This window comes from Terriglobus aquaticus (genome assembly GCF_025685415.1).
GTDB lineage: Bacteria > Acidobacteriota > Terriglobia > Terriglobales > Acidobacteriaceae > Terriglobus > Terriglobus aquaticus.
The window spans coordinates 159,929-181,997 of the sequence record NZ_JAGSYB010000001.1; the positions used below are offsets into that span (position 1 = coordinate 159,929).

At 62.5% G+C, this 22,069-nt stretch carries 15 protein-coding genes; 9 read left to right on the forward strand and 6 right to left on the reverse strand.

Annotation, left to right across the window (positions count from 1 at the left end):
• The first annotated feature begins 368 nt into the window (after nucleotides 1-368).
• The 5 genes from OHL12_RS00795 to OHL12_RS00815 are packed head-to-tail and all read left to right on the forward strand — an operon-like array spanning nucleotide 369 to nucleotide 6,087.
• Nucleotides 369-1,289, forward strand: a complete 921-nt coding sequence (locus OHL12_RS00795) for a glycosyltransferase family protein (protein WP_263411939.1) — start codon at nucleotides 369-371, stop codon at nucleotides 1,287-1,289.
• Nucleotides 1,282-2,565 (forward strand): GumC family protein, encoded by a 1,284-nt coding sequence (locus OHL12_RS00800; protein ID WP_263411940.1) that lies wholly within the window; start codon nucleotides 1,282-1,284, stop codon nucleotides 2,563-2,565. Before OHL12_RS00795 ends, OHL12_RS00800 begins: the two co-directional genes overlap by 8 nt.
• Nucleotides 2,543-3,619, forward strand: coding sequence for a glycosyltransferase family 2 protein (locus OHL12_RS00805; protein WP_263411941.1), 1,077 nt, complete (start codon nucleotides 2,543-2,545; stop codon nucleotides 3,617-3,619). Before OHL12_RS00800 ends, OHL12_RS00805 begins: the two co-directional genes overlap by 23 nt.
• A gap of 41 nt (nucleotides 3,620-3,660) precedes the next feature.
• Entirely contained in the window at nucleotides 3,661-4,986 is a 1,326-nt protein-coding gene (locus tag OHL12_RS00810; RefSeq protein WP_263411942.1) for a hypothetical protein, read from the forward strand.
• Nucleotides 4,987-6,087, forward strand: coding sequence for a glycosyltransferase (locus OHL12_RS00815; protein WP_263411943.1), 1,101 nt, complete (start codon nucleotides 4,987-4,989; stop codon nucleotides 6,085-6,087). It begins immediately after the preceding gene.
• Between the two features lie 22 nt (nucleotides 6,088-6,109).
• Here the strand turns inward: OHL12_RS00815 and OHL12_RS00820 are convergent, their stop codons facing one another.
• The 5 genes from OHL12_RS00820 to OHL12_RS00840 all read right to left on the reverse strand — a co-directional run bounded on the left by OHL12_RS00820 (nucleotide 6,110) and on the right by OHL12_RS00840 (nucleotide 15,718).
• Nucleotides 6,110-8,662, reverse strand: a complete 2,553-nt coding sequence (locus tag OHL12_RS00820; RefSeq protein ID WP_263411944.1) for an SLBB domain-containing protein — start codon at nucleotides 8,660-8,662, stop codon at nucleotides 6,110-6,112.
• Nucleotides 8,663-8,789: 127 nt separating this feature from the next.
• Entirely contained in the window at nucleotides 8,790-10,106 is a 1,317-nt protein-coding gene (locus tag OHL12_RS00825) for a pentapeptide repeat-containing protein (RefSeq protein WP_263411945.1), read from the reverse strand.
• Between the two features lie 9 nt (nucleotides 10,107-10,115).
• On the reverse strand, nucleotides 10,116-10,505 hold the full coding sequence (locus OHL12_RS00830; protein WP_263411946.1) for a response regulator transcription factor: 390 nt from the start codon (nucleotides 10,503-10,505) through the stop codon (nucleotides 10,116-10,118).
• Nucleotides 10,506-10,536: 31 nt separating this feature from the next.
• A complete protein-coding gene (locus OHL12_RS00835; protein ID WP_263411947.1) occupies nucleotides 10,537-13,446 on the reverse strand; it encodes a response regulator in 2,910 nt (969 codons plus the stop codon).
• 199 nt (nucleotides 13,447-13,645) lie between these two features.
• Complete coding sequence (locus tag OHL12_RS00840; RefSeq protein WP_263411948.1) at nucleotides 13,646-15,718, reverse strand: glutaminase family protein; 2,073 nt, start codon at nucleotides 15,716-15,718, stop codon at nucleotides 13,646-13,648.
• Between the two features lie 203 nt (nucleotides 15,719-15,921).
• On the opposite strand from OHL12_RS00840, the gene OHL12_RS00845 reads away from it, so the two are divergent.
• The 4 genes from OHL12_RS00845 to OHL12_RS00860 are packed head-to-tail and all read left to right on the forward strand — an operon-like array spanning nucleotide 15,922 to nucleotide 21,092.
• A complete protein-coding gene (locus OHL12_RS00845; RefSeq protein WP_263411949.1) occupies nucleotides 15,922-17,274 on the forward strand; it encodes a Gfo/Idh/MocA family protein in 1,353 nt (450 codons plus the stop codon).
• Between the two features lie 27 nt (nucleotides 17,275-17,301).
• Nucleotides 17,302-18,420 (forward strand): Gfo/Idh/MocA family protein, encoded by a 1,119-nt coding sequence (locus tag OHL12_RS00850; RefSeq protein WP_263411950.1) that lies wholly within the window; start codon nucleotides 17,302-17,304, stop codon nucleotides 18,418-18,420.
• Between the two features lie 12 nt (nucleotides 18,421-18,432).
• Nucleotides 18,433-19,794 carry an FG-GAP repeat domain-containing protein gene (locus OHL12_RS00855; protein ID WP_263411951.1) on the forward strand — a complete coding sequence of 454 codons (1,362 nt, stop codon included), beginning with the start codon at nucleotides 18,433-18,435 and terminating at the stop codon, nucleotides 19,792-19,794.
• A 20-nt stretch (nucleotides 19,795-19,814) separates the two neighbouring features.
• On the forward strand, nucleotides 19,815-21,092 hold the full coding sequence (locus tag OHL12_RS00860; protein WP_263411952.1) for a nucleoside permease: 1,278 nt from the start codon (nucleotides 19,815-19,817) through the stop codon (nucleotides 21,090-21,092).
• Nucleotides 21,093-21,100: 8 nt separating this feature from the next.
• Here the strand turns inward: OHL12_RS00860 and OHL12_RS00865 are convergent, their stop codons facing one another.
• Nucleotides 21,101-22,066: a sugar phosphate isomerase/epimerase family protein gene (locus OHL12_RS00865; protein WP_263411953.1), complete on the reverse strand. Its 966-nt coding sequence runs from the start codon at nucleotides 22,064-22,066 to the stop codon at nucleotides 21,101-21,103.
• Nucleotides 22,067-22,069: the final 3 nt, after the last annotated feature.

Below are 22,069 nucleotides of genomic sequence, written 5' to 3' on the forward strand. Positions count from 1 at the left end.
CTGTACCCGATCGTCGCAACCAGCCACTCGTCACCGCATAAGGCGGCGCCATCGTGGTCTCCCGGGACCGGAAGCGCGGGCGCCTCATCGGGGAATGGAAGCGCACGCCGCTTTATCGGGCGATTTCGTCTGTCCAGCGGAGTGGTCAGTAATCACCCGCTCCCGGGGCGCTGGGACTCGCTTGTGACATCGGCGGACCATGATCTTGATTCCAGTGCCACAAGAGCACGCAGTACATCAGGAATTCAGCCCGGCACGGCGGAAAATGTTCGCGGCTGGCGGCAGAACTTGCCCGTTCGCTAGGAGATACGGGAGGGTAGTACGGTGTTCGGCTGCGACATCGCGCGTGGTATCCTCAGGACTTGAGGATGCTTCAAACGAGCGCGAGTCTCGTGGTGTACCAAACCCCTGCTGCGGAGTTGCAGCAGCTTTTACAGACCCTGCAATCCGCAGTGGACGTTTGGGTTCTGGTAGACAACTCCGTCGATCAAAAGCAAGAAGCGGAGGAGCGCAAGCAGGCCACCCTGGCCTGTGGGGGCATTTACGTGCCGTCTCCAACCAATGTCGGATTCGGCGGCGGTCACAATGTGGCGTTGTCCTACCTGCGCGATGCGGGATTCGCCACGCGGTATCACCTGATGGTGAACCCGGATATTGTGTTCGATCCGGCTATCCTTAGCCCGCTGACACAGGTTTTGAATGAACGGCCCGACGTCGGGTGGGTCATGCCCCAGGTGCGTTCGGGTGATGGCAGTGTGCAGCCATTGTGTAAGCTGCTGCCCACACCATTCGACCTGCTGGGCCGGCGCTTCGTGCCGTCGTTCGTGCGTCGGCTGCTTGGCCTTTCCCAGGACGATTATGAGATGAAGGGCATCGCTGATCTTTCCTCGGAAGACGTCCCGTTCCTCTCCGGGTGCTTCGTCTTCGCGCGATATGACCTGTTGCAAAAGGCGAACGGGTTCGACTCGCGGTACTTCATGTACATGGAAGATGTTGACCTGAGCCGCAGGTTCCGGCGTTACGGCAAGCTCCTGTACTGGCCGGAGGTGCATGTGATCCACGGGCACCGGCGCGGTTCGTACCACGACCTGCGTTTGACCCTGCTGCACATCCGCTCGGCCATCCTGTACTTTCAGCGATGGGGATGGTTCTCTGACCGGGAAAGAAGTGCTTTGAACGCGCAGGCGCTGCGGTCATTGCGGAATGAAATCCGATTCGCACACAGCGCTGAGCGGTCCCGTGCCGAGAGCATGGTCGAGCCGCGCTCCTGGAATACGCCTCATGGATAGTTCCGAATCCACCTTGCATACCGCAGCGCCGCCGACCCCGAGAGGCAGCCAGGTGCGGGTCACGCACCTCTATTCAGCGGATGTGCCGCAGCCATCGTCCGCCGAAGATCCTGGCCTGATCGGCGTGTTGGACCTGCTGAAGCCAATCATTCGCAGACGTTGGCTGCTGCTGGTGTGCACGCTCGTCGGTCTGCTCGCGGGCATGCTGTGGACGCTGCGCAAGGGCGATTATGTGGCCTTCACAACCGTTTTGCCGCCGCAGTCTTCTGTGACGAGCAGCCTGCTTGGTCAGATTGGCGGCCTGGCGAACCTTGTAGGCGGAGCCGGCCTCTCCGGCGGACACGGTAGCAACGACCTCTATGTGTCGCTGCTGCAGACGCCCTCCGTGCAGGATGCCGTGGTGCGTCGCTTTCATCTGCAGCAGGTCTATGGCGCGCCCACGCCGTTCGTGGCGCGCATCATCTTCGCCCAGCACACGACAGTCGACGGCTTTGGGCGTGATGGCATGATCCGTATCTTCTTCAACGATGCGAAAGATCCGAAACGCGCTGCCGCGGTCGCCAACGGCTACGTCGAGGAGTTCATGAAGTTCATGAGCCATCTCGCAGTCAGCGAGGCAGGTCAGCGCCGGGCGTTCTTTGAGCAGCAGATGGATGAGGAGAAGGACAAGCTCGCCGATGCGGAAGAGGCGATGCGCAAGCTGGAGCAGAAGACCGGAGCGCTTCAACTGGATGCGCAAACCCGCATGCTGCTGGACACCACGACCGGCCTGAGAGCCCAAGTGACGGCGAAGCAGGTGGAGATTCAATCCATTCGCTCGTATGCCGGTCCAGACAATATCAATCTGCAGCGGGCAGAGCATGAATTGGCAGCGCTACAGGCGCAACTCGCCAAGGTCACGAGTGCGGGCGATCCAACTGAAGCTGCGGCTCTGTCGCACAACGCTCTGCCGCAAACGGCGCTGGAAAATATCCGCGCTCAACGTGAGGTGAAGTCTCACGAGGCGATCCTGGGCATTCTCTCGAACCAGTACGAAGCGGCTCGCCTGGATGAAGCGCGCGAAGGTGGCGCGCTGCAGGTGGTGGAGCCCGCGACACCGCCCGAGGGACGAACCTCAGTACCCTCAAGCCGGAAGATCCTGATTGGAAGTCTGGTTGGTTTGTTTCTGGGGCTCACCTACGTGATGCTCGCTTACGCCTGGGAGCGGTTGAAGGCAAACCGGATGTTCGCGGGCAAGCTGAACGAACTGAGCGATGTCTACGCCAGGGGCGAGTGAGTCTCCGCGAACCGCCATCATCCTGCTCAACTGGAACGGTTGGCGCGACACTCTCGCATGCCTGGAATCGCTTCTCGGGAGCGATCGCCAGGGCTTCGTTGCGATCGTGTGTGACAACGGGTCCAGTGACGATTCGTGGGAACAAATCAGCCGGTGGGGCAGGCAGAGGCTAGGTGACCGCTTTAGCGCTTGGTCCCTTGGGGAACAGTGGAAGCCGGATCAGCAGATTGTGCTGATCCAGACCGGGGCCAATCTTGGTTTCGCTGGCGGATGCAACATCGGCATCCGGTTTGCGCTCCAGCAGACTCCGTGTGAGTATCTGTGGCTCCTGAACAACGACACGGAAGTCGCGCCAAATAGTCTGTCGGAACAGGTGCGCCGCATGGAGCGGGATCGCGGTCTCGGTTTACTTGGATCGACGCTGATCCATGACGCGCCGTCGCGCCCGGTGCAGTGCTTCGGCGGGTACGGTTTCAATTTCTGGACGGGGCGTGTGCGGCCCTTTCCCTTTCCGCTGGATGCATCGCATCCACCCAGCGTGCCGGAGGTGGAACAGCGGCTGCGCTACGTGAGTGGAGCTTCCACCTTTGCCACGCGTGCATTTGTGGAGGCGGTGGGTCTGCTGAACGAACAATACTTTCTGTATTTCGAAGAGATTGATTGGGCGGTGCGCGGCAAGGGCTTTCGGCTGAGTTACTGCCCTGAAAGCGTCGTTCTCCACAAGGAAGGCCGGGCCATTGGGTCGGCAGCATCATCGGCCCAGCGCAGCGAACAGTCGGAACTCTGGCTGACGCGCAACCGCGTCCTGTTTACGCGGACGTACTTTCCGTTGCGGCTGCCAGTCGCGATCGCATGGATGCTGGTGGTTGCCCTGATCCGCGGCTTGAAGCACGGCCCGAGTCACGCACGGCTGCTGCTGCGTGGCGTGTGGAACGGCCTGAAAGCGCCCATCCGCCCGCTGCCGACGATGAACGAGTGGCCCGCGGAAACGCTGCAAGCGGCTAACAGGCAAGCACTGCCTGTCGACGGTGCTCAGCCTGCGGTTCGCACGTGAGGTCTTCTACAATCAGACACACGCACTCCCCCTCCGCAAGCATGGCCCAAGCCGGCAAATCACAACACGACGAACTGGCGGGCGCGGTGCAAAGCCGGGTTGCCACCCGGACGAAGTTGTACCTGTTTCTGCTAGTCCTATCGCTTCCGATCGACTACTTCGCGCCCACGGGTTCAATTCTGCGAGAGGGAGGGGCGAAGCCTGCGATTCCGCTCATGGTTCTGGGGTCTGCCTGGATTTACTCGCGGCACTGGCCGGAGCTCTTCTTCAACTGTCCCAGGTTGTGGCGGACTCTACTCCTGATCTGCATCGCGATCACGTTCCTGAGCACGTTCGCCTTCATTGCGAACGTCGGCCTTGATATCTCGTACTGGGACGGCGCGCGCAGCCCGTGGGGCCAGTTCCTCTTTCAGGGTGCGCTGTTCGTTCTGGTGGCCCCAGTGCTCATTGCGCATGCCTGGCTGTTCTCGCGCCCTGAAGTCAGGTCGTCATTCTTCCGCGCGTTTCCACCGGCTGTGATAATCCACTTGGCAGTGATCCTGGCAGAGTGGGTGGGTCTGCTGCACGCAACATCGTTTCCGCTCACGCTCTTTCGAGGTACGTTCGTCGTTTACGGCCGCAAGCCGACCGGCATGATGACCGAGCCTTCGTACGTGGGCACGTTTGCAGCGACGTACGGCTTGGCTTTGCTGCTGTGTATGCCGGTGAAGCGCTGGCGAGATCGCCTCCTGGCGCTGATGAGCATCGTGATCGCCCTGGCGATGGGCGGCAAGACGATGGTCCCCGCTCTGGTGGCCGGTCTGGTCGCCTACGCCTACCAGACACGAGTCAAGATCCTCAACTGGAAATCTGTGGCGGCGGTTGCATGTGTAGGGATCGTCGGCCTCTACACGGTGCTGACCTATTCCGTGCTCGACGTGCAGGCGAACCTGAGTTCCGCGATGCGGATCGGCTCAACGCTCCTCGCCTTCAATGCTGCTGCATCCGGATACGGCCTGTTGGGCCTTGGCTTCGGTCAGTTTCACTTTGTGTATTTGCCGCGATTCGCACCGACGTTCCTCACGTATGTCCCGGAGGCAACCGCATTTTTCTCGCATTGGATGAACGCGCGCGCTTCCACCTATAACCTGCCGGTGCGCTACCTGGTGGAAGATGGCGTTGTCGGACTGCTGCTCTTTGTGGCGATGGTGTGGCTGGTTGTGCGGAATGGCCGGTCATTCAACGATCTTTGGCACCAGCTTGGAGCGGTGTTGACGGGGACAAGTCTTGGATTCCTGCTTACGCAGGACAACTACTTCTTTCCCGCGTTTGTGTGTGGGGCGGCAATCCTGGCTTCGCGGCCTCTTCGAAGCCGAGGAGAAGTCTAGTTGCCTCGTCCTCTGCTCGTTGTCGTTATGCCGTCGCTCCGCATCTCTGGTGGAAACAAAGAGGTGGTGCGTCTGGTTCAGGAGTTGCTGGAGCAGGGAGGCACGGATGCAGTAATCGCCTGCATGTGGAAGCATCCGCATGAGGTGGAGACAAACGGCATTCCCGTGATCCACCTGTCGGATACCATCCCGGTTCGGGGAAGCGCGCTGGGGCAGTTACCGGGAATCGCTCTTGGATTTCGCCGACTGATCCGGCGATTGCAGACCGGAGCACATGGGCAACTCCATCTTCTGCTGGGGCACTACTCAACCTATCTGGCGGTGTTCCTCGCTCCGCTGCTCCCGCGCATCTGCTTCAACCAGGACATGGAGTGGCTGTTTGTGCGGCAGGGCTGGAAGCGTTCCCTGCTGAAGCGTGCCATCCTGCTGACGAACCGTAGATCGTGCGTGGTTACAACGAATGAATTCGTCACCGAGAGCTACCGTGCCAACGGTGTTCAGCCATTTGGCGAAGCTTCCATCTGGGCAGAGCCGCGATGGCTGGCAACATCGGTTTCGGCGAATCGTCATATCGACGTACTGATGCTGCTGCGCGGCAGCGGGATCAAGCGGCTGGACCTGGCGCGCGAAGCGCTGAGCCTGTTTCAGGCGAGAACGCGGTTGCGTGTAGCGGTGATCACTCCCGATACTGCGATCGCGGACAGCATCTCAGGCGATCTTGCCCAGGTGTTCCTTCGTCCCAGCGATGACGACATGGAGGCGATCTTTGCCCGGTCGCGCGTGTTCTTGCTGCTGAGCGATGTGGAAGGATTCGGCCTGCCGCCGCTGGAGGCCATGGGAAGCGGATGCGTTCCCGTGTGCCGTGATTCGGGCGGGGTTCGCTGCTACATGCACGGGGAGTTCCACGAGCTGTTGTTTCCGCTTGATCGGCCTGTTGAGGAGATTGTGGATGCGGTGGCGGAGCGCGTCCGAAGCGGAAGTCTGCCCACCAGCGCAGCGGCGCAGCAGGCATTCCGGGACGGTTTGCAGGCAAGCCGCGCAAGCCGCGAGGACTGCCTCCGCAGGCTGCACCAGATGCTCTGCGGCCCGCCTACAGACTAGGCGGCCCGCAGGCCGGCAGCATTTAGTTGAAGAGACCGAGCGCCACTGCGGTAAACGCGAGATTGCCGAACGACTGCGTAAGGCCAATGAGTTGGTAGATGTTGAACGGCGTCTTCAGCTTGGGCGGCACGATGACGGTGTCGCCTGGGTAGATGATGAGACGATCGAAGCGGGAGTGGGTGTCCCGGCTCAGCACCGTACCATCGGCCCGCAACAAGAACTCCTGGCCCTTGTCGCCCGTACGCGTCTTGTCGCCCGCCAGCTTCAGGTAGTGATGCACCGTGGCGTCCTTGGAGTAGAGCAGCGAGCCCGCATTGAAGACGTTGCCAAGCACGTCTACCGTGGTGGGCTGTGGCGGCACGAACAGACGATCGCCATCTTGTAGCTGCAATTCAGGAACATCCCCGAGCGTTGTCGCTCCTGGCTTGATCTGGAGCGTGATGCGCCCGGTGGCGCGGATCCGGCTGAGTGCTGCGACGTAGGCACGACGCAACTCCAGGTTGCCCCCACTCCCATCCGGCTGCGCCTGCTGGTTGGCGGGAGACAGGACATCCCGCGCGGCCTGGGAGACGTATTGCTGAATCTTCGCATCCTGTGCGATTCGCACGCTTTCGCGCGTGAACTGTGCGGCGTACAGGTAGCCATGCGGAGCAACGCCACCGGCTCGCGCCACCAGGTCTCGCAGGGTCTCATTGCCTTCCAGGCGATAGATACCCGGACGCATGACTTCGCCGTCGACGCGGACGAAACGGGCACGCAGCTCGGTCGGCAAGTTGATGTCATCGCGTGAGTACACCGTGACCACATCGCCAGGTTGAAGGGTCTTGTTCTCGGGCGAGGCTGGGTCGTCGATGGCTTCGCCAAGCGCAAATGGAATCAGGTCGGTCTTGAGCGTTTTCTGATCGAGCCGTTCGATGACTGCATAATTCCAGTTGATTTCGGTCTCGTGGTTGCCGAGGTCCTTCTGAGGCGCGATCGTCGCAGCACTAACCACCGGAGCGGTCGCGGAGGCGGCTGCTTCGGCCTGCGAGATCGCGGTGCTGCGTGGACCCTGCAAGGGGTTTGGGTCAAGCGCCGTCCCATCCTGCACGACAGAGAAGGGTCGTGTCGGCTGCGCCGGCGTCAGCGCGTTCTGCTCGTTGTAGTAGCGCCGCGTGATCAGGAACTGGCGTGACGGGATCAGGTCGGCTACGCGCATGCCTTCCCGCCACGAGTACCGGCCCGGCTGACCCACATTGCCGCGCAGCGTTACCGCTTTATCGAACCGCGGTGAGATTGGGAAGATGCGGAGCACGTCACCACCCTGCACGGGAATCAGCTTCTGTGCGCCGGTGAGGGGGAAATCCTGAACCTCGCGACGCGCGTGATCCACTATGCGGTCCAGCGAGGCGCGATCTGTCGCTGCAACAGCGGTAAGCCCGCCGGCATAGGAAAGTAGTTGGTCGACCGAAGTCGGCCCACGCAGTTCAAAGATGGCGGGCTTGTTTACGTCGCCATCAACCGCGGCTTGTGGCCCAGCGGGTGGGATGTAGAGGATGTCGCCGGGTTGCAGACGGACGTCGCCGCTCTTGTCACCGCTCAGCAGCAGGCTATAGAGGTCGAGATGCGTGATGGTTTTTCCATCCCGCTTCAGTTGGATGTCGCGCAAGCTGCCGGTTGGCGAGGGTCCACCTGAGGCGAACAGGGCATTCACCAGCGTGCTAAGAGCGCTGACCGTGTGCAGGCCGGGTTGTTGCGCCTCGCCAAGAAGGAAGACCTGAATAGAGCGAAGCTGCCCTAAGGTGACCGTCAGGTCGTAATTGCGATATTGACGGTCCATCGCCGTGCGAACGGCCGATTGAACTTCGCTGAGCTGCAGGCCAGCCACTTGGATCGTCCCGACCTGTGGCAGGAAGATGAAGCCGTTGCGGTCTACGGTCGTCAGAACATCCAGCGAAACCGCGCCCGAGGTGCGCACGCGAACCTGGTCATTCGGGCCGACCACGAAGTCCGCCGGTGCCGCCATGTCACTGCTGGTGGTGGACAGGTCTAAAGCTGACCGGTTCCGGAAGTAATCCAGACCAAAGATCCGCAGGGCGCGACCGGTGGAGGACTGTACGTAGAGTTCGAAGTCGGTGGGCGGGGGCGGTGTGACGGTCTGCGAGGCCCCGATGCGATTGGGATCGTTGGGTGCGGCGTTAGTCTGCTGTGTCTGCCGGGTTGTGGAACTTTGCGGTGTCCCGGTGCCAGTGGTGTTATTGCGGTTGTTCCCGCTGGTGGACTGGTTTACGCCTGATGTCGTGCTCGTGCCCGACGTGTTGCTGCCATTCTGACTATCCTGCGTCCCATTCGTTGTTGTCGAGGACGTGCTGGGGCACCCGTTCGCGTCACAGTTGACGGTTTGTTGCGAGTTGGACTGGTCAGTCTGGTTTTGAGTCTGGTTCGGATCCTGGTAGCTTCCGCTCTGTCCTGCCATGGTCGCGGGTGCGGTAAGCAGCAGGGCAGCGCAGACCGACAAAGCGCCGGCGGCCGCTCTAGGCGAAGTGGAGACGCGAAGGGCAGAGAGGGAGATCAGTGCGGGAAACCGGGCAGACATCAGCGTTCAGGGTACCGCATTCGCCCCCGGGGAAGAGAACGAAAGCAGTGCCGTCCTGGGCTCTTTCCGATCTCGAAGGGGCCAGCGCGTTCCAGTCCAGCAGGAACGCGGCCCTCGGAGCGACGGCTTACTTTCGAATTCGAGCGCCCAGAACGAACCCGAAGAGGCCGAGCAGGACCGTTCCAAGCACCGTCTGCAAGCTGGACAGGAGGGTACCCAGCTCACCCGCGGGACGGAGAGCGACCTCCGAGGTCCCGACCGTGGTCATCGAGTCGAGGCTGAACAGCAGATAGTTGACCAGGGTAAAAGGGTGCAGCGCCGTGGAACTCTCGCGCGGCCGCAGACTGCCGGTCAGCCAGTACACCGCGGCGAACGTGATTAGGATGACTAAGAAGGCGCGGGCGACCCGATACAAGCTCTCGCCGTAATCGCAAAGCCACTCGGCCATTACGTCGCCGAGCCAGCGGAACCCGTGCACGACCGCCGACCTTCGCTGTTGCTGCTTCCAGCAGGCGGCCGCCTGGGCCGCGTGCAACCTGCGGCCGACGCGACGCCGCCGAAGGTACGCCCAGCTTGCGTCATCCGTGATACCGAGCGACTCGAAGTTGCGCTCTAGCACGATATAGCTATCGATGGCGGCTTGTAGGTCGCCCGCGGCTTCTTCGCCCACATGGCCGCCCAACTGCCGGGCGCGCATGCGGGTGCGATCGAGCCAGGCACCGGCAAATCGAACGTTGGCCAGGTTGCAATTGCTGAGCGACAGGTTTGGCAGGCTGGCGCCGCTCAGGTTGGCACCCGTCAGATTCGCGCCCTCCAGTACCGCGTCGCGCAGGTTCACATTCTGCATGCGGGCGTGCGACAGGTCAGTCCGCCGAAGCGTTGCGCCTGAAAAATCGGCACCCGCCAGGTCGGCACCGGCCAGGCTGCTTTCGTCCAGTCGGGCGTTGCGAAACAGTGCTCGATCTGCGGCGGTGTTACGCAGCTTTGCACCCCACAGATCGGCGCGCGACAGGTCCGCACCGTCCAGGATGGCATTGCCGAAGTCGGCGAAGCGCAGCTGGGCTCCCGTCATCACGGCGTCTTCCAGCAGTGCTTCGCAGAAACTCGCTTCGCCGGCGCTGACGGTGGTCAGGGTCGCGCCTGCGAGGTCCGTGCGCGCAAGCTGCGCGGCCTCCAACCGGGCGCAGGTCAGATCGATGCCGGCGCAAGCGGCGTCCGACAGGTCTGCCCCGGTTAGGTTAGCTTGCGACAGATTGGCCGAGCGGAGACTCGCGCCGCTTAGGTTGCGCCCGTGCAGGTCGAGCCCACCATGTGCGGCGTCGGTCACTTCGATGGGCGCGGAAGCAGCGGTCAGGGCCTCCGGCGAGGCGTCCGCCCCGTCAAACACCGCGAGCTCGGCATCGGCGTTCTCGGCGAAGTGCAGCAGCAGTTCGAGTGGAGCCATGGTGCGGCGCTAAGCCGACTCTTTCGAAGCGTGGGTGCTACCTGTGATTGCCTCGATCTGTGCCAGCAGTTGTGCAAACACCACCGGCTTCGGATGGTAGTCGTTGCATCCGGCATCGAGCGCCTTCTGCTTGTCGCCAGACATGGCGTGTGCCGTCAACGCGATGATCGGGATGCCCGCGGTATCCGGTTCGGATTTCAGGGTCCGTGCGATCGTCCATCCATCCACGATGGGAAGGTTCATGTCCAGCAGCATGACGTCCGGATGCAGTTCGCGAGCCTTGTCGAGACCTTCCTGTCCGTCCTTGGCTACAGCTACTTCGAAACCACGCCGCTGGAGCCTGCGGGAGAGGAAATCCCAAAGTTCTTCATGATCTTCCACGATCAACAATCGCATCATCGTTACAACCTTTTCTTTTCTGTGGGGGCGTTCATTTCGGTTCGTCGTGCTGCGGGTGCGAAGCGTGATGATCGCCTGCGGGAGCCAGGGCGCGGAGAGTTCCGGTCAACTGGCGCATGTCTGTTTCGCCCTTCACCAGTACGCGGTCTGCGCTTTCCAACTGCTTGCGCTCCGCCGCATCCAGCAGCCTGGCGGTGTAGACGACGACCGGGATGTCCGCACAGCCGGGGCGCAACCGCAACTCATGCAGAAAGTCGAAGCCATCCATCACGGGCATCGTCAGATCCAGCAGGATGACCCGGGGCGGCGTGTGAGTGACGGTCTCCAGAGCTTTCAAGCCGTTCTCCGCGGTGCTCACAGTCCAGCCATCGCGTTCAAATACGGTCCTGAGGCGGCGCCGGGTGTCTTCGTCGTCGTCGACCACCAGCACGTCGCCCGTCTCGCCGCGGAAGCGCTCCATCACGGACTTCAGCCGGCTCCACTCCACGGGCTTCTGCACGGTCTCAGCCGCACCCAGGTATTCGCTCAAGCCCGGCTCGTTCACAAACGAGACCATGACGACGGGGATGCGCTCCGTTTCCGGGTCGCTCTTGATCGCGGACAAAACGGACCAGCCATCCATCTGCGGCATCATCACGTCGAGCAGGATGGCCCGCGGCTGCAGGGAACGGGCGAGCTCTACCCCGGTTTTTCCGTCCGCGGCAGTCCGCACACCGAAGCCCTCGCGCTCCAGGAAGCGCTTCAGCAACTCTCGTTGGGCCGGGTCGTCGTCCACCACCAGGACGATCTGCTTGTCATCCTCAACATGCGCGGCGGGCGCGTCGGCCTCGGCTTGAAGATTTTGCTGAGGAAGTATCGCGGGTATCCGCATGGTGAAGGTCGACCCGGAACCGTACACGCTCGAAACGGTGATGTCGCCACCCATCAGCCGGCAAAAGGCGCGTGTGATCGCCAGTCCCAGCCCCGTGCCGCCAAACTTGCGTGTGGTGGATTCGTCGGCCTGCTGAAAGCGTTCGAACAGGCGGCTCGTCTGTTCCTCGGTCATGCCGATTCCACTGTCGATGACGCTGAAGAGCACGTCGTCGCCCTTGCGCTCGGCTTTCAGTGTGATCGTCCCGTTTTCGGTGAACTTGGCCGCATTGCCGATCAGGTTGAAGAGGCATTGGCGGAGCTTCACCAGGTCCGTGTGCATGACCCCCAGATCGGCCGGAGCGTCCAGCAGGAGGCGGTTCGCCTTCTGCTCGACCAGTCCGCTCATCGTGTCGCGAACACTGCCGAGGATCTCGTATGCGTTGAAGTCCTCCGGGTACACCGTCATGCGGTCGGCTTCGATCTTCGAAAGATCCAGAACATCGTTGATCAGGGCGAGCAGGTGCCGGGCGTTTGACTGGATCTTGCGCACGTCATCGAGATTTGCCGTGCCGCCGGAGTCCTCCATCTCTTCTTCCAGCAGCTCGCTGTAACCGATCACGGCAGAGAGCGGCGTCCTGAGTTCGTGACTCATGTTCGCCAGGAACTGGCTCTTGGCCCGGTTCGCTGACTCGGCCGCTTCCTTTGCCATGCGCAGTTCTTCCTGCGCCTGGTTGCGTTCCGTGATGTCGGTGTTGGTGCCGACCCATTCCCGGATTTCGCCGTTCTCATCCAGCACAGGGACGCCGCACACGTGCATGCTGCGCCACTGCCCGTCGGAACGGCGGAGCCGGTACTCCGTATCGAAGTCGGTTTTGGTTTCCACGGCGGCCCGCCAGGCCTGCAACGCCTCCGGGCGGTCATCCGGATGAACCGCGTTGAGCCACCCGGTGCCGCGGTACTCTTCCACCGGCTGTCCGGTGAAGCGTTGCCATGAGCCTTGGCCTTCCCGCAACCGACCATCCGGTGTGGTGGTCCAAATGATAGCGGCACTGCTCTCCACCAGCGTGCGGAAGCGCGATTCGCTTTCCGCCACCCGCTGCTCGGCGCGCTTCTCTTCCGTGATGTCCGTTAGCACAATGCCGGCGCCGGAGCGCAGAACCTTTCGGTTATCGGAAGGAAGAGGGAAGAACCCGACCTGAAAAACTCGCTGACCGGTCTCCGCTTTGCCGCTTTGCACCTGCAGGCTGGCGCGCGTAGTCCCATCCTGCAATGTTTCGCGCAGCGCTGGCCCGAGCTGCGGTTCCAGATCTCCGAAGATGCGCCACACGTTCTGACCGATGACGGTTTCGCCGGAGTGTCCAGTGATGCTCACCAGCGCGGGATTCATCTGGATGACGCGATACTCGTTGTCGATCAGGCCCAGGCCGATGGGCGCGTTGTCCATCACGCGGCTAAGCAGGGCAATGCTGGCGCGCTCCGCCCGGCGGCGCAGGATAGCCAGGGTGAGCACCGCGAGGAAGGCGACACTGAAGCCGACGGCGCCGATCAGCTGCAGCACCGGCGACCAGCGGGACTGCCTCCGTTCTTTCCGAGTGATGTCTTCGCTGGCGTTGTTCTGGATGGTGTGGACGGTGGTTCGCACCTGATCCATCAGCATCTTGTCACGGCCGGAAAGAATGAGCGCACGCGCGCTCTGCTCGCCGTTTTGATTGATCGAGTCGATCACCTCGCGAGCGAAAGCCCGCTTTGCGGTGACCTCGCGTGTAAGCGGGGCGCGCTGCGCATCGGGGATTTCCAGCCGTGCAAGCTCGCTGTCCAGGACGCTTTCGCTCGCGTAATACGGAGCCAGGTAATTCGGGTCCGCGGTGATGACGTACCCGCGCTCGCCGGTCTCCAGGTCCTTCATGTCCGAGAGCAGTTCGCTGCCCACCAGGAGGATGCGGTTGCTGCGAGCGATGTCTGCGCGCGTGGTGGCCACCAGCACAGAAAACAGGATGGCTGCAACGGCACCGACCACAAGGCCGAGGCCCGCGATGACGCTGAGTGCGCGGGCAAGGCGGCCCGACTGGTCGCGGCGGCGGTTCGGCATCCGTGGTTGATCCTTCAGAGCAGAGGTGGGACAAGCCGCGGTTCAGCTATGGGCGGCAGGATGTCCTTCTACTCTGATGCCGTGAGAAAGTCATGAGTTCGCCCGGGTGCCACGGAAGGAGCCGAGTGGCGCGCGCACAGTGCTGTGCGAGCAGCTCACCGGCAAGCAGGCAACCACAAACGGCAAACCTCTGCTCCGATCAGTGCTCCATCTTGGTTCGGAGCGCCTTGATGAAGACACCTCCCACCACGCTGCGTGCCTGGAAACCTTCCTGTTTGCCGGTCTTGGTGTCGTACCAGTCGGTCAGCGGAACGCGGGTCGGGCCTTCATTGAGCCAGGTGTAGATGGGGCTCATGATTGCCTGGAAGGTCGCATCGTCATCCGCAAGCGTGCCGGTCCAGATCTCCCAGTCCAGCTTGGTGTAGTCGCGCCGGCTATCCAGCGGCAGGCCGTACCGGTTGATCTTGGTCTTGTAGAACGCAAGCTCATCGCGGGCCACCGAGGCTGGAAACAGGTCGTAGTGCAGCAGCTTGTCCCAGACGAGGTTATATTTCTGGCTCCATGTACCGGGGCTGTTGAATGCCAGCTTGTAGTGATCGCCCTCGCGCGCCAGCTTCAACCACTCGGTCGCCATGCGGTGCGCCTCGGCGTTGTAGCGGTTCGCCTCGTCCTCGTGGTGCAGCAGTTTTGCCAGGTGCGCATAGGCCGCCACGCCTTCGGCAGCCTTGATGGAGAGATTGCTGTTGTGCGCGACGTGCCCGGCAAAGTCATCGGTGGTGAGCTGATTTTCTGGGTCCAGGCCGTGCGTCCGGAGGTATTCGGCCCACTGGCTGAGTCTAGGCCAGAACTGCGCGGCCAGCGTCGTGTCCTTCTCCGCGCGGGCCAGCGCGTCCACCAGGATCAGCAGGTTGCCGGTTTCTTCCACCGGCATCTGATCCTCCTCCGTCTTCTCACCGCCGCCGTACTCCTGCCCATTAGCTAGCGGAAACTGGCCCAGGTCGTGTGGCGCAAATGGAAAGTGCCAGCGATCCGTCATGCTGGCGTAGCGCAGCACGGGCAGCACCTCGGCATGCAGCAGCTTCGGGTTGAAGAGCAACCAGATCGGCGCGCCCGGGTAGATCACGTCCACCGTAGCGGTGTCGCCGTTGGAAAAGTTCTCCTTCTCAAAGGTGAGCGGCTCCCCGTCTGCACCCGCGACCAGCGTATGCGCTGCGATCGCCTGGCGGTATGAGAGCGTGCACAGCCAGGCGTACTGCTCTCCACCCGCTGCCGTCATCGTCTGCTGGAAGCTCGTCTCGAACGCGGCAGCTTTCTGTTCCAGCGAACTGTATTCCGTCGCAGCATGATCCAGCATGGTGCCGACGGTCATGCCGTTGCGCTGCCAATAGGGCCTCAGGTTCTGGTGGAACAGTTGGAACGAGTAGTCCTCGGTATAGGTCAGCAGGACGTGGCGGCTGACGGGTGCCTGGCCCACGCTGCCTAGGTCCAGCGCAGCTGCGATGTGATCGCTGTGGTGATTCGCGCCGGTCGGCACAGAGAGATCGTCTTCCTGGGGCAGCTCTCCGTTGGTGAAGCTGCGCAGCAGGCGATCGCCCGTGGCGAGCGTGGCCGCTTCGTCGTGCGGCACGGCAATGCGGAAGTAGCCCCAGTCGATGCGGAGGTCATCGCCGGAACGATTCAGCACCTGCTGATCGCGGGAGCCGACGGACACCACGTCCGTCTGCGCCGTCCGTGCGCGCGATGTAGTCACTGGCTGGCCGGGGTAGCTGGTGGCCAGGTCCGCCGAAGCATCCAGCACGGCTTCCACCTTGTGCGAGGCACCATCGGTGGAGGCTACGGTCCAGGTCAGGTAGGTCACCGGGCGCGACATCACGTCCAGGTCGTCGGTGAACGCGGGCGTGAAGAAGGTGAGTGTGACCGCGACGCCCGCGCCTGTGAAGCGGTAGATAGTGTGCAGCGCCGTCACCTGCCGGGCCGTCTGCTGCAAGGGTTGGCCCGGGCCGCGACCCATCACGCGGTAGACCTTGCCGTCGATGCGCAACAGGCTTGTCAGCGGGTTCGCATGGCCGGTCCAATGCACGGTTTCGGAGTCGTTCAACGTATCCGCGTCCGACCAGATGCTGAAATACGGATTGTGTGTGACCAGCGGTGTGGCGGGCGGCCGCGGGGACTGCTGCGCTACGGCCGATGCTGCTAGAAGAGCCGAGCCGGCAACTGCAAGAGCCGAGCAGGCAACGGCACAGCGAAGCCACGGTGTAGAACGAAACGTCATACGATCCTCACGCCAGATGGTTGCGATGGTCTGCATCAGCTTGCACTACCGACCGTGAGCGGCGCAACCAGGCCGGCCTTGCATTGGCCCATGCTCCACTCAGGCGTGTACGATGCTGGTGCTTCGACATTGTTCCTTTGTGGTGCTGCAGAACTCGCGCCTCGCCGCGGCACCATGGCGACACACCTCATCCAGCACCGGAGATGAAGATGTCTTTCTCGCGCCGCCGCTTTCTTTCCACCTTTCCCATCGCCACCGCTGCAACTCTGCCTGCCACGCACCGGCTGCTCGCCGCGACACAGACTGCTCCCGCACGCCAGCGCGGTCCCAACGACCAGATCCAATTTGCTCTGGTGGGAGCGGGCATCCGCGGGCAACAGATCGCGTCGGCGGCGCTGCAAACGCCGAACGTCAAGATCGTTGCCGTTGCGGACTGTTATGACGGCCGCCAGCGCCGCAGCAAGGAACTGTGGGGACAGGACGTGTTCACCACGCGGGATTACCGCGAAATCCTCGCACGGCCGGATGTGGACGCGGTGATTGTCGCCACGCCCGACCACTGGCACAAGCAGGCCTCCATTGATGCCATGCACGCCGGTAAGGACGTGTACCTGGAAAAGCCGATGATTCACCTGTACGCAGACGGTCCGGAGATCATCGCCGCCGCACAGCGGACCAATCGCATTCTCCAGGTTGGATCGCAGCGGGTGAGCAATGCTTTGTATCGCAAAGCGAAGGAGCTGCTGGCGTCGGGCGCCATTGGCAAGTTGAACCTGGTGGCTGCGCGCTGGGATCGCTCCAGCTCGTTGGGAGCTTGGAACTACAGCGTGCCGCCCGATGCCAGCCCCGAGACGTGTGACTGGCCGCGTTTTCTGGGTTCTGCGCCCAAGATCCCGTGGAACGCCGAGCGCTTTTTCCAGTGGCGCAAGTGGACCGACTACGGCTCCGGCGTGGCGGGCGATTTGTTCGTACACCTGTTCAGCGGAACCCACTTCATCACGGGAGCCCATGGGCCCACCCGCGCCTACGCCACGGGCGCCATCCGCTACTGGAACGACGGCCGCAACGTCCCCGACGTGATGCTGGCCCTGTTCGATTACCCGGAAGGTTTCAACCTGAGCCTGCGGGTGAATCAAATTTCCGGCGGGGAAGAGGCGGAAAGCTTCCTGTTCACCGGGTCGGAAGGAACGCTCGAGATCGCCAGCTCTGGGCTGACTCTGCATCGCGTTCCGATGCAGAAGGATCCGGGTTACATGGTGAACACCTTCGCCAAAGCCGAGCAGCAGGCGTACATCCAGCAGTACGAAGCTAAGTACCCACCGAATCCGCCGGGCACGCTCTCTGACGAGAAGACTGAGCGCTACCAGAACCCACGTGGTTACGACGATACGGTGGAGCACTTCCGCAACTTCTTCGAGTCGGTGCGCTCACGCACGCAGCCTGTCGAGGACGCGACGTTCGGCTTCCGCGCGGCCGGCGCAGCCCTGCTGAGCAATGTGAGCCTGCAGCGGGACAGCGTCGTTCACTGGAACCCCGAAACCATGAAGCTGAGCTAACCCATGCAAGACCGCACAAGGAGCAGGATGCTGCGCTTCGTTTTATCTCTCGTTGCAATCGCGGGCTTGCTGGGAACGACTGCCGGTGCTCAACAGGTGCCTGCGGACCGGCCCATCCGCGTGGTGATTGTGGGCCTGGTACATGGGCATGTGGGCGGCTTCCTGCACGCACTGCCGCAGAATCACGATGCCACCCTGGTCGGGATCGTAGAGCCAGACACCGCGCTTGCCGCGAAGTATCGCTCCCAGTACAAGCTGGATCCGGCGTTGTTCCATACCGATCTGGAAGAGACTCTGAACGCGGTGAAGCCGGATGCGGTGTTGGTCTACACGACGATCCAGGACCATCGCAAAGTGATAGTTGCCGCCGCGCGACACGGCATCGGCAGCATGGTCGAAAAGCCGCTGAGCACGACCATGGCCGATGCCTTCGCCATCCGGGATGCGTCGCGCAAGTATCACGTACAGGTTCTGGTGAACTACGAGACCACGTGGTACAGCTCCAACGCGGAAGCGTTGCGGCTGGCCGCGGACGGGAAACTGGGAACCATCCGCAAGGTGGTTGTGCACGACGGGCATGAGGGGCCGAAGGAGATTGGCGTTGGCCCGGAGTGGCTGCCCTGGCTCACCGATCCCGTGCAGAACGGTGCGGGCGCGCTGTTCGACTTCGGCTGCTATGGCGCCGATCTTCTAACGGTGATGATGCACGGCAAGGCTCCGCTGAGCGTAACGGCAGTGTCGCAGACCGACAAGCCGCAAACCTATCCGCACGTGGAAGACGACAGTACCGTGATCCTTCGCTACAACGGAGCGCAGGGTGTGCTCATGCCGTCCTGGGACTGGAGTTTTGCGCGCAAGGACATGGAGGTCTACGGCAGCGAAGGCACCGCGGTGACGGTGGGTCCTTCCGGCATCCGCACCCGGTTGCGTCCGGCGAAGGAAGAGACCTCGACCACGGCACCAGCTCTGCTTCCGGATCAGGCGGGCTCGCTGGCCTATCTGGCGGCGGTTCTTCACGGACAGGTGAAGGCCGAGGGTGACCTGTCTGCGCTCGATACCAACATGGTGGTGATGCAGATCCTGGATGCGGCTCGCACCAGTGCCGCCACGGGACGCACCGTCACGCTGCAACCACTGCCACAGTAGAAGGGATTCAGCATGTTCCGCGGCACCCCGTCGAAGTTCAAGTTTCGTACGCTGCTTCTGGCCGCGCCTCTGCTCTGCATCGGCGTGCAGGCCCAGCATGAGACGCGCAAGGCACAGCCCGGCAATGGTCCGAACGGCGTTCCGGAGAGCGTATTTCTGGCACATCGGCTGGGCACCGATCATGCAGAAGGCATCAGCGCCATCGACGTGAACGGTGACGGCTTTCTGGACCTGCTGAGCGGCGCTTACTGGTACCAAAATCCCGGCAAGAACGGCGGGGACTGGAAGCAGCACCAATGGCGCTCCGTTCCGGTCCACGGCGAGTTTGTCAGCGACTGTGGCGAGTGGGTAGTCGACGTAAACCATGACGGCCATCCCGACGTGGTGACTGCGGGCTGGATCACCAACGGCGCGTGGTGGTTTGAGAATCCCGGATCTGCGGGCGTGGCCGCGGGCACCATGTGGAAGAAGCACTTCATTGGCGACAGCTTCGACACTGAAGGCGGTGCCTTCGCCGACATCAACGGCGACGGCAAACCGGATCTCGCATTGGCACACTACAACCACTCCGGCCTTCTGTGGATCGACTTCAGCGGAGCAAAGCCGAAGATGCACGTGCTTGCGCCCAAGGAGGCGGACGGCCACGGTGTTGGCATTGCGGACATCGATGGCGACGGCAAGGCCGATCTGCTGACGCCCTCTGGTTGGTTCCGCAACATCGATGCCAATGCGGACAAATGGGAGTGGCACCCGGACTGGCAGCTTGGCGACGCTGGTTTCCCGATCCTGGGTTATGACGTGAACGGGGACGGTCGCACCGACCTGATCGTCGGCCAGGGACACGGATATGGCCTGTACTGGTGGGAGCAGGGTGGTCCCAAGGACAAGCCAACCTGGACGCGCCACACCATCGATGAAAGCTTCTCGCAATCGCATGCCTTGAAGCTGGTCGACCTGGATGGGGACGGCGTGCCGGAGCTGGTGACGGGCAAGCGCTACCGCGGCCACAATGGCCATGACCCCGGGTCGTACGATCCCGTGGTGCTCTTCTACTACAAGCTTGACCGCAAGACCGCCACTTGGAAGCGGACCGCCATCAGCATGAACGGCACGGCGAGTGCGGGAACGCAGATCCTTGCCGAGGACTTCGATCACGACGGCGACATTGACCTGGCGACCGCGGGCAAACTCGGCGTCCACTTTCTCGAAAACCTGAAGGTGAGCACGGCGACGGAAGAGGTTCGCGAAGCGCAGCAGCCCATTGAGCGCAAGTGGCCGTTCCCCGGCGAAGGTGTCGAGGTGCAGCAGGAAGACGGGCCCGCGACGCGCCACGTGAACGATGCGGTCATGCCGCCGCCTGCACCGGAACAATAAGCAAGCAGGAGATCTGAACCATGACCATGTCCATGCGAGCGCGGCTCGGCACCATGCTCTTCCTGGAGTACTTTATCTGGGGCGCCTGGTACGTAACGCTGGGCACGTGGCTTGCGCAGGGCCTGCACTTCACCGGAGCGCAGGTCGGGCTGGCGGCGGGCACCACGGCTGTCGGCGGCATGGTCTCGCCGTTCCTGGTCGGTTTCGTCGCGGATCGCGTAGCAGCCACAGAGCGCATGCTCGCCGCTCTCCACGCGCTAGGCGGCATCCTGCTGTTCGTCGCCGCGCGCCAGGTGCAGTTCACGTCGCTGTACTGGATCGTGCTGCTGTATTGCTTCTGCTTTATGCCGACTCTGTCGCTGACGAACTCGCTCGCGTTTCGCCAGATGCGGCACCCTGAAACGGAGTTCGGCGGCATCCGCGTGCTGGGAACGCTGGGGTGGATCGTCGCCGGTCTGCTGGTAGGCGCGATGCGGGTGGAAGCGACCGCGGTTCCGATGCAGATTGCCGGAGGCATGTCGCTCCTGATGGCGATCTACTGCCTGACGCTGCCTCATACGCCTCCGGCGCGCACCAGCGGACCGCTCACGTTCGGTTCGGTCTTTCCGAAGGAGGCAGTGCTGCTGCTGCGTGAGCGGCCGGTGGCCATCTTCGCTGCCGCCAGCTTCCTCATCTGCATACCGCTGCAGTTCTACTACGCGTTCACCAACCTGTTTCTGAACCAGAGCGGCGTAGTGAACGCCGCGGGCAAGATGACCGGCGGTCAGATGAGTGAACTCCTCTGCATGCTTCTGCTTCCAGTGTTCTTCCGCCGCCTGGGCGTAAAGTGGATGCTCGCCGTTGGCATGCTCGCCTGGGTGCTGCGCTACCTTCTGTTCGCATACGGAAACGCCGGGCCGGGCATGTGGATGTTTTGGCTCGGCATCCTTCTGCACGGCATCTGCTATGACTTCTTCTTCGTCACGGGCCAGATCTATATCGACCAGAAGGCCGCTGTCGACCTGCGCGCGGCAGCGCAGGGCTTCATCACGTTCCTCACCTACGGCGTCGGCATGTTCGTCGGTTCATGGCTGTCAGGCAATGTCGTCGAGCACTACCGCGTCGTCACCGGCGACTTCTCTGGACAGCCGTTGGGCGAGCAGCACTACAACTGGCATGCCATCTGGCTGTTCCCGGCGGCGTTTTCGGCCGTGGTGCTCCTGGTGTTCCTCGCGTTCTTCTCAGACCGCAGTCGCCAGAAGGAATCGTTGCCGCAGAGCGACTTCGAAACGGCGGGCGAGCCGCCTCTACCGGTGTAGCAGGAGCGCTACGTCCACCAGGCCTCGACCGGAGGCTCGGTCAGGACAACGCGCGAGAGCATCGCGGTCGCGGAGGACAACCCTTCGTGGATCGACGCCAGAGCGTCCTCGTGCTCGATGCTGAGCACGTAGTCGTAGCCGGCCAGTCGCAGCGCGGAGACGATGGCCTTCCACTCCAGCTCGCCATGGCCCCAGCCCACCGTGCGAAATAGCCAGGAACGCTCGGCCATCTCCGCATAGCTCTTCGTGTCCAGCACGCCATTCCGAGCAATCTTTGACGGAGCAAGCGCAACGTCCTTGGCGTGCACGTGAAAGATGGCCTCGCCCAATGCGGAGATCACCGACGGAATGTCCATGCCCTGCCACCACAGATGACTCGGGTCGAGGTTGATCCCAAGCCCGTTGCCAGTTGCTCCACGCAAGCGCAGCAGCGTCTCCGTGTTGTACACGCAGAACCCCGGGTGCGCTTCGAGCGCAACCCGAACGCCATGCTGTTGCGCGTCGGTCACTGCATCGCGCCAGTACGGGATCAGGCGCTCTTCCCATTGCCACCGCGACGCTTCCGCGTACTCCGGCGGCCACGCAGCCGTGATCCAGTTTGGCGTCGCATCCTGCGGGCCACCACCAGGACAGCCGGAAAATGTGACCACCACTGGCACTTCGAACGCCTCTGCAAGCCGAACCGTATCGCGCAACAGCGTTGCATCGCGCTCCGCGATCTCCCGCCTGGGATGCACCGGGTTGCCGTGACAGGAGAAGGCGCTGATGGACAGACCGGCATCCTGAAGGCGAGCCCGGTACTCGCGGAGACGCTCTCGCGAAGAGAGCATCTCCGCCATGTTGATGTGGCTTGCGCCCGGCCAGCCGCCGGTGCCAATTTCGAGCATCCGGATCGCGGGATACTTCGCAACTTCGCGCAACAGGCCGTCAAAATCAACGCTGTTGAACACGGGGGTAAACAGACCGATCTGCATCCG

What these genes read in the sequence shown, in the direction of transcription:
- OHL12_RS00845 (WP_263411949.1), top strand. Translation starts at nt 15,922, where the DNA reads ATGAAGATGTCTTTCTCGCGCCGCCGCTTTCTTTCCACCTTTCCCATC.
- OHL12_RS00840 (WP_263411948.1), bottom strand. Translation starts at nt 15,718, where the DNA reads ATGACGTTTCGTTCTACACCGTGGCTTCGCTGTGCCGTTGCCTGCTCG.
- OHL12_RS00865 (WP_263411953.1), bottom strand. Translation starts at nt 22,066, where the DNA reads ATGCAGATCGGTCTGTTTACCCCCGTGTTCAACAGCGTTGATTTTGAC.
- OHL12_RS00830 (WP_263411946.1), bottom strand. Translation starts at nt 10,505, where the DNA reads ATGATGCGATTGTTGATCGTGGAAGATCATGAAGAACTTTGGGATTTC.
- OHL12_RS00820 (WP_263411944.1), bottom strand. Translation starts at nt 8,662, where the DNA reads ATGTCTGCCCGGTTTCCCGCACTGATCTCCCTCTCTGCCCTTCGCGTC.
- OHL12_RS00825 (WP_263411945.1), bottom strand. Translation starts at nt 10,106, where the DNA reads ATGGCTCCACTCGAACTGCTGCTGCACTTCGCCGAGAACGCCGATGCC.
- OHL12_RS00835 (WP_263411947.1), bottom strand. Translation starts at nt 13,446, where the DNA reads ATGCCGAACCGCCGCCGCGACCAGTCGGGCCGCCTTGCCCGCGCACTC.
- OHL12_RS00860 (WP_263411952.1), top strand. Translation starts at nt 19,815, where the DNA reads ATGACCATGTCCATGCGAGCGCGGCTCGGCACCATGCTCTTCCTGGAG.
- OHL12_RS00850 (WP_263411950.1), top strand. Translation starts at nt 17,302, where the DNA reads ATGCTGCGCTTCGTTTTATCTCTCGTTGCAATCGCGGGCTTGCTGGGA.
- OHL12_RS00800 (WP_263411940.1), top strand. Translation starts at nt 1,282, where the DNA reads ATGGATAGTTCCGAATCCACCTTGCATACCGCAGCGCCGCCGACCCCG.
- OHL12_RS00810 (WP_263411942.1), top strand. Translation starts at nt 3,661, where the DNA reads ATGGCCCAAGCCGGCAAATCACAACACGACGAACTGGCGGGCGCGGTG.
- OHL12_RS00855 (WP_263411951.1), top strand. Translation starts at nt 18,433, where the DNA reads ATGTTCCGCGGCACCCCGTCGAAGTTCAAGTTTCGTACGCTGCTTCTG.
- OHL12_RS00805 (WP_263411941.1), top strand. Translation starts at nt 2,543, where the DNA reads ATGTCTACGCCAGGGGCGAGTGAGTCTCCGCGAACCGCCATCATCCTG.
- OHL12_RS00795 (WP_263411939.1), top strand. Translation starts at nt 369, where the DNA reads ATGCTTCAAACGAGCGCGAGTCTCGTGGTGTACCAAACCCCTGCTGCG.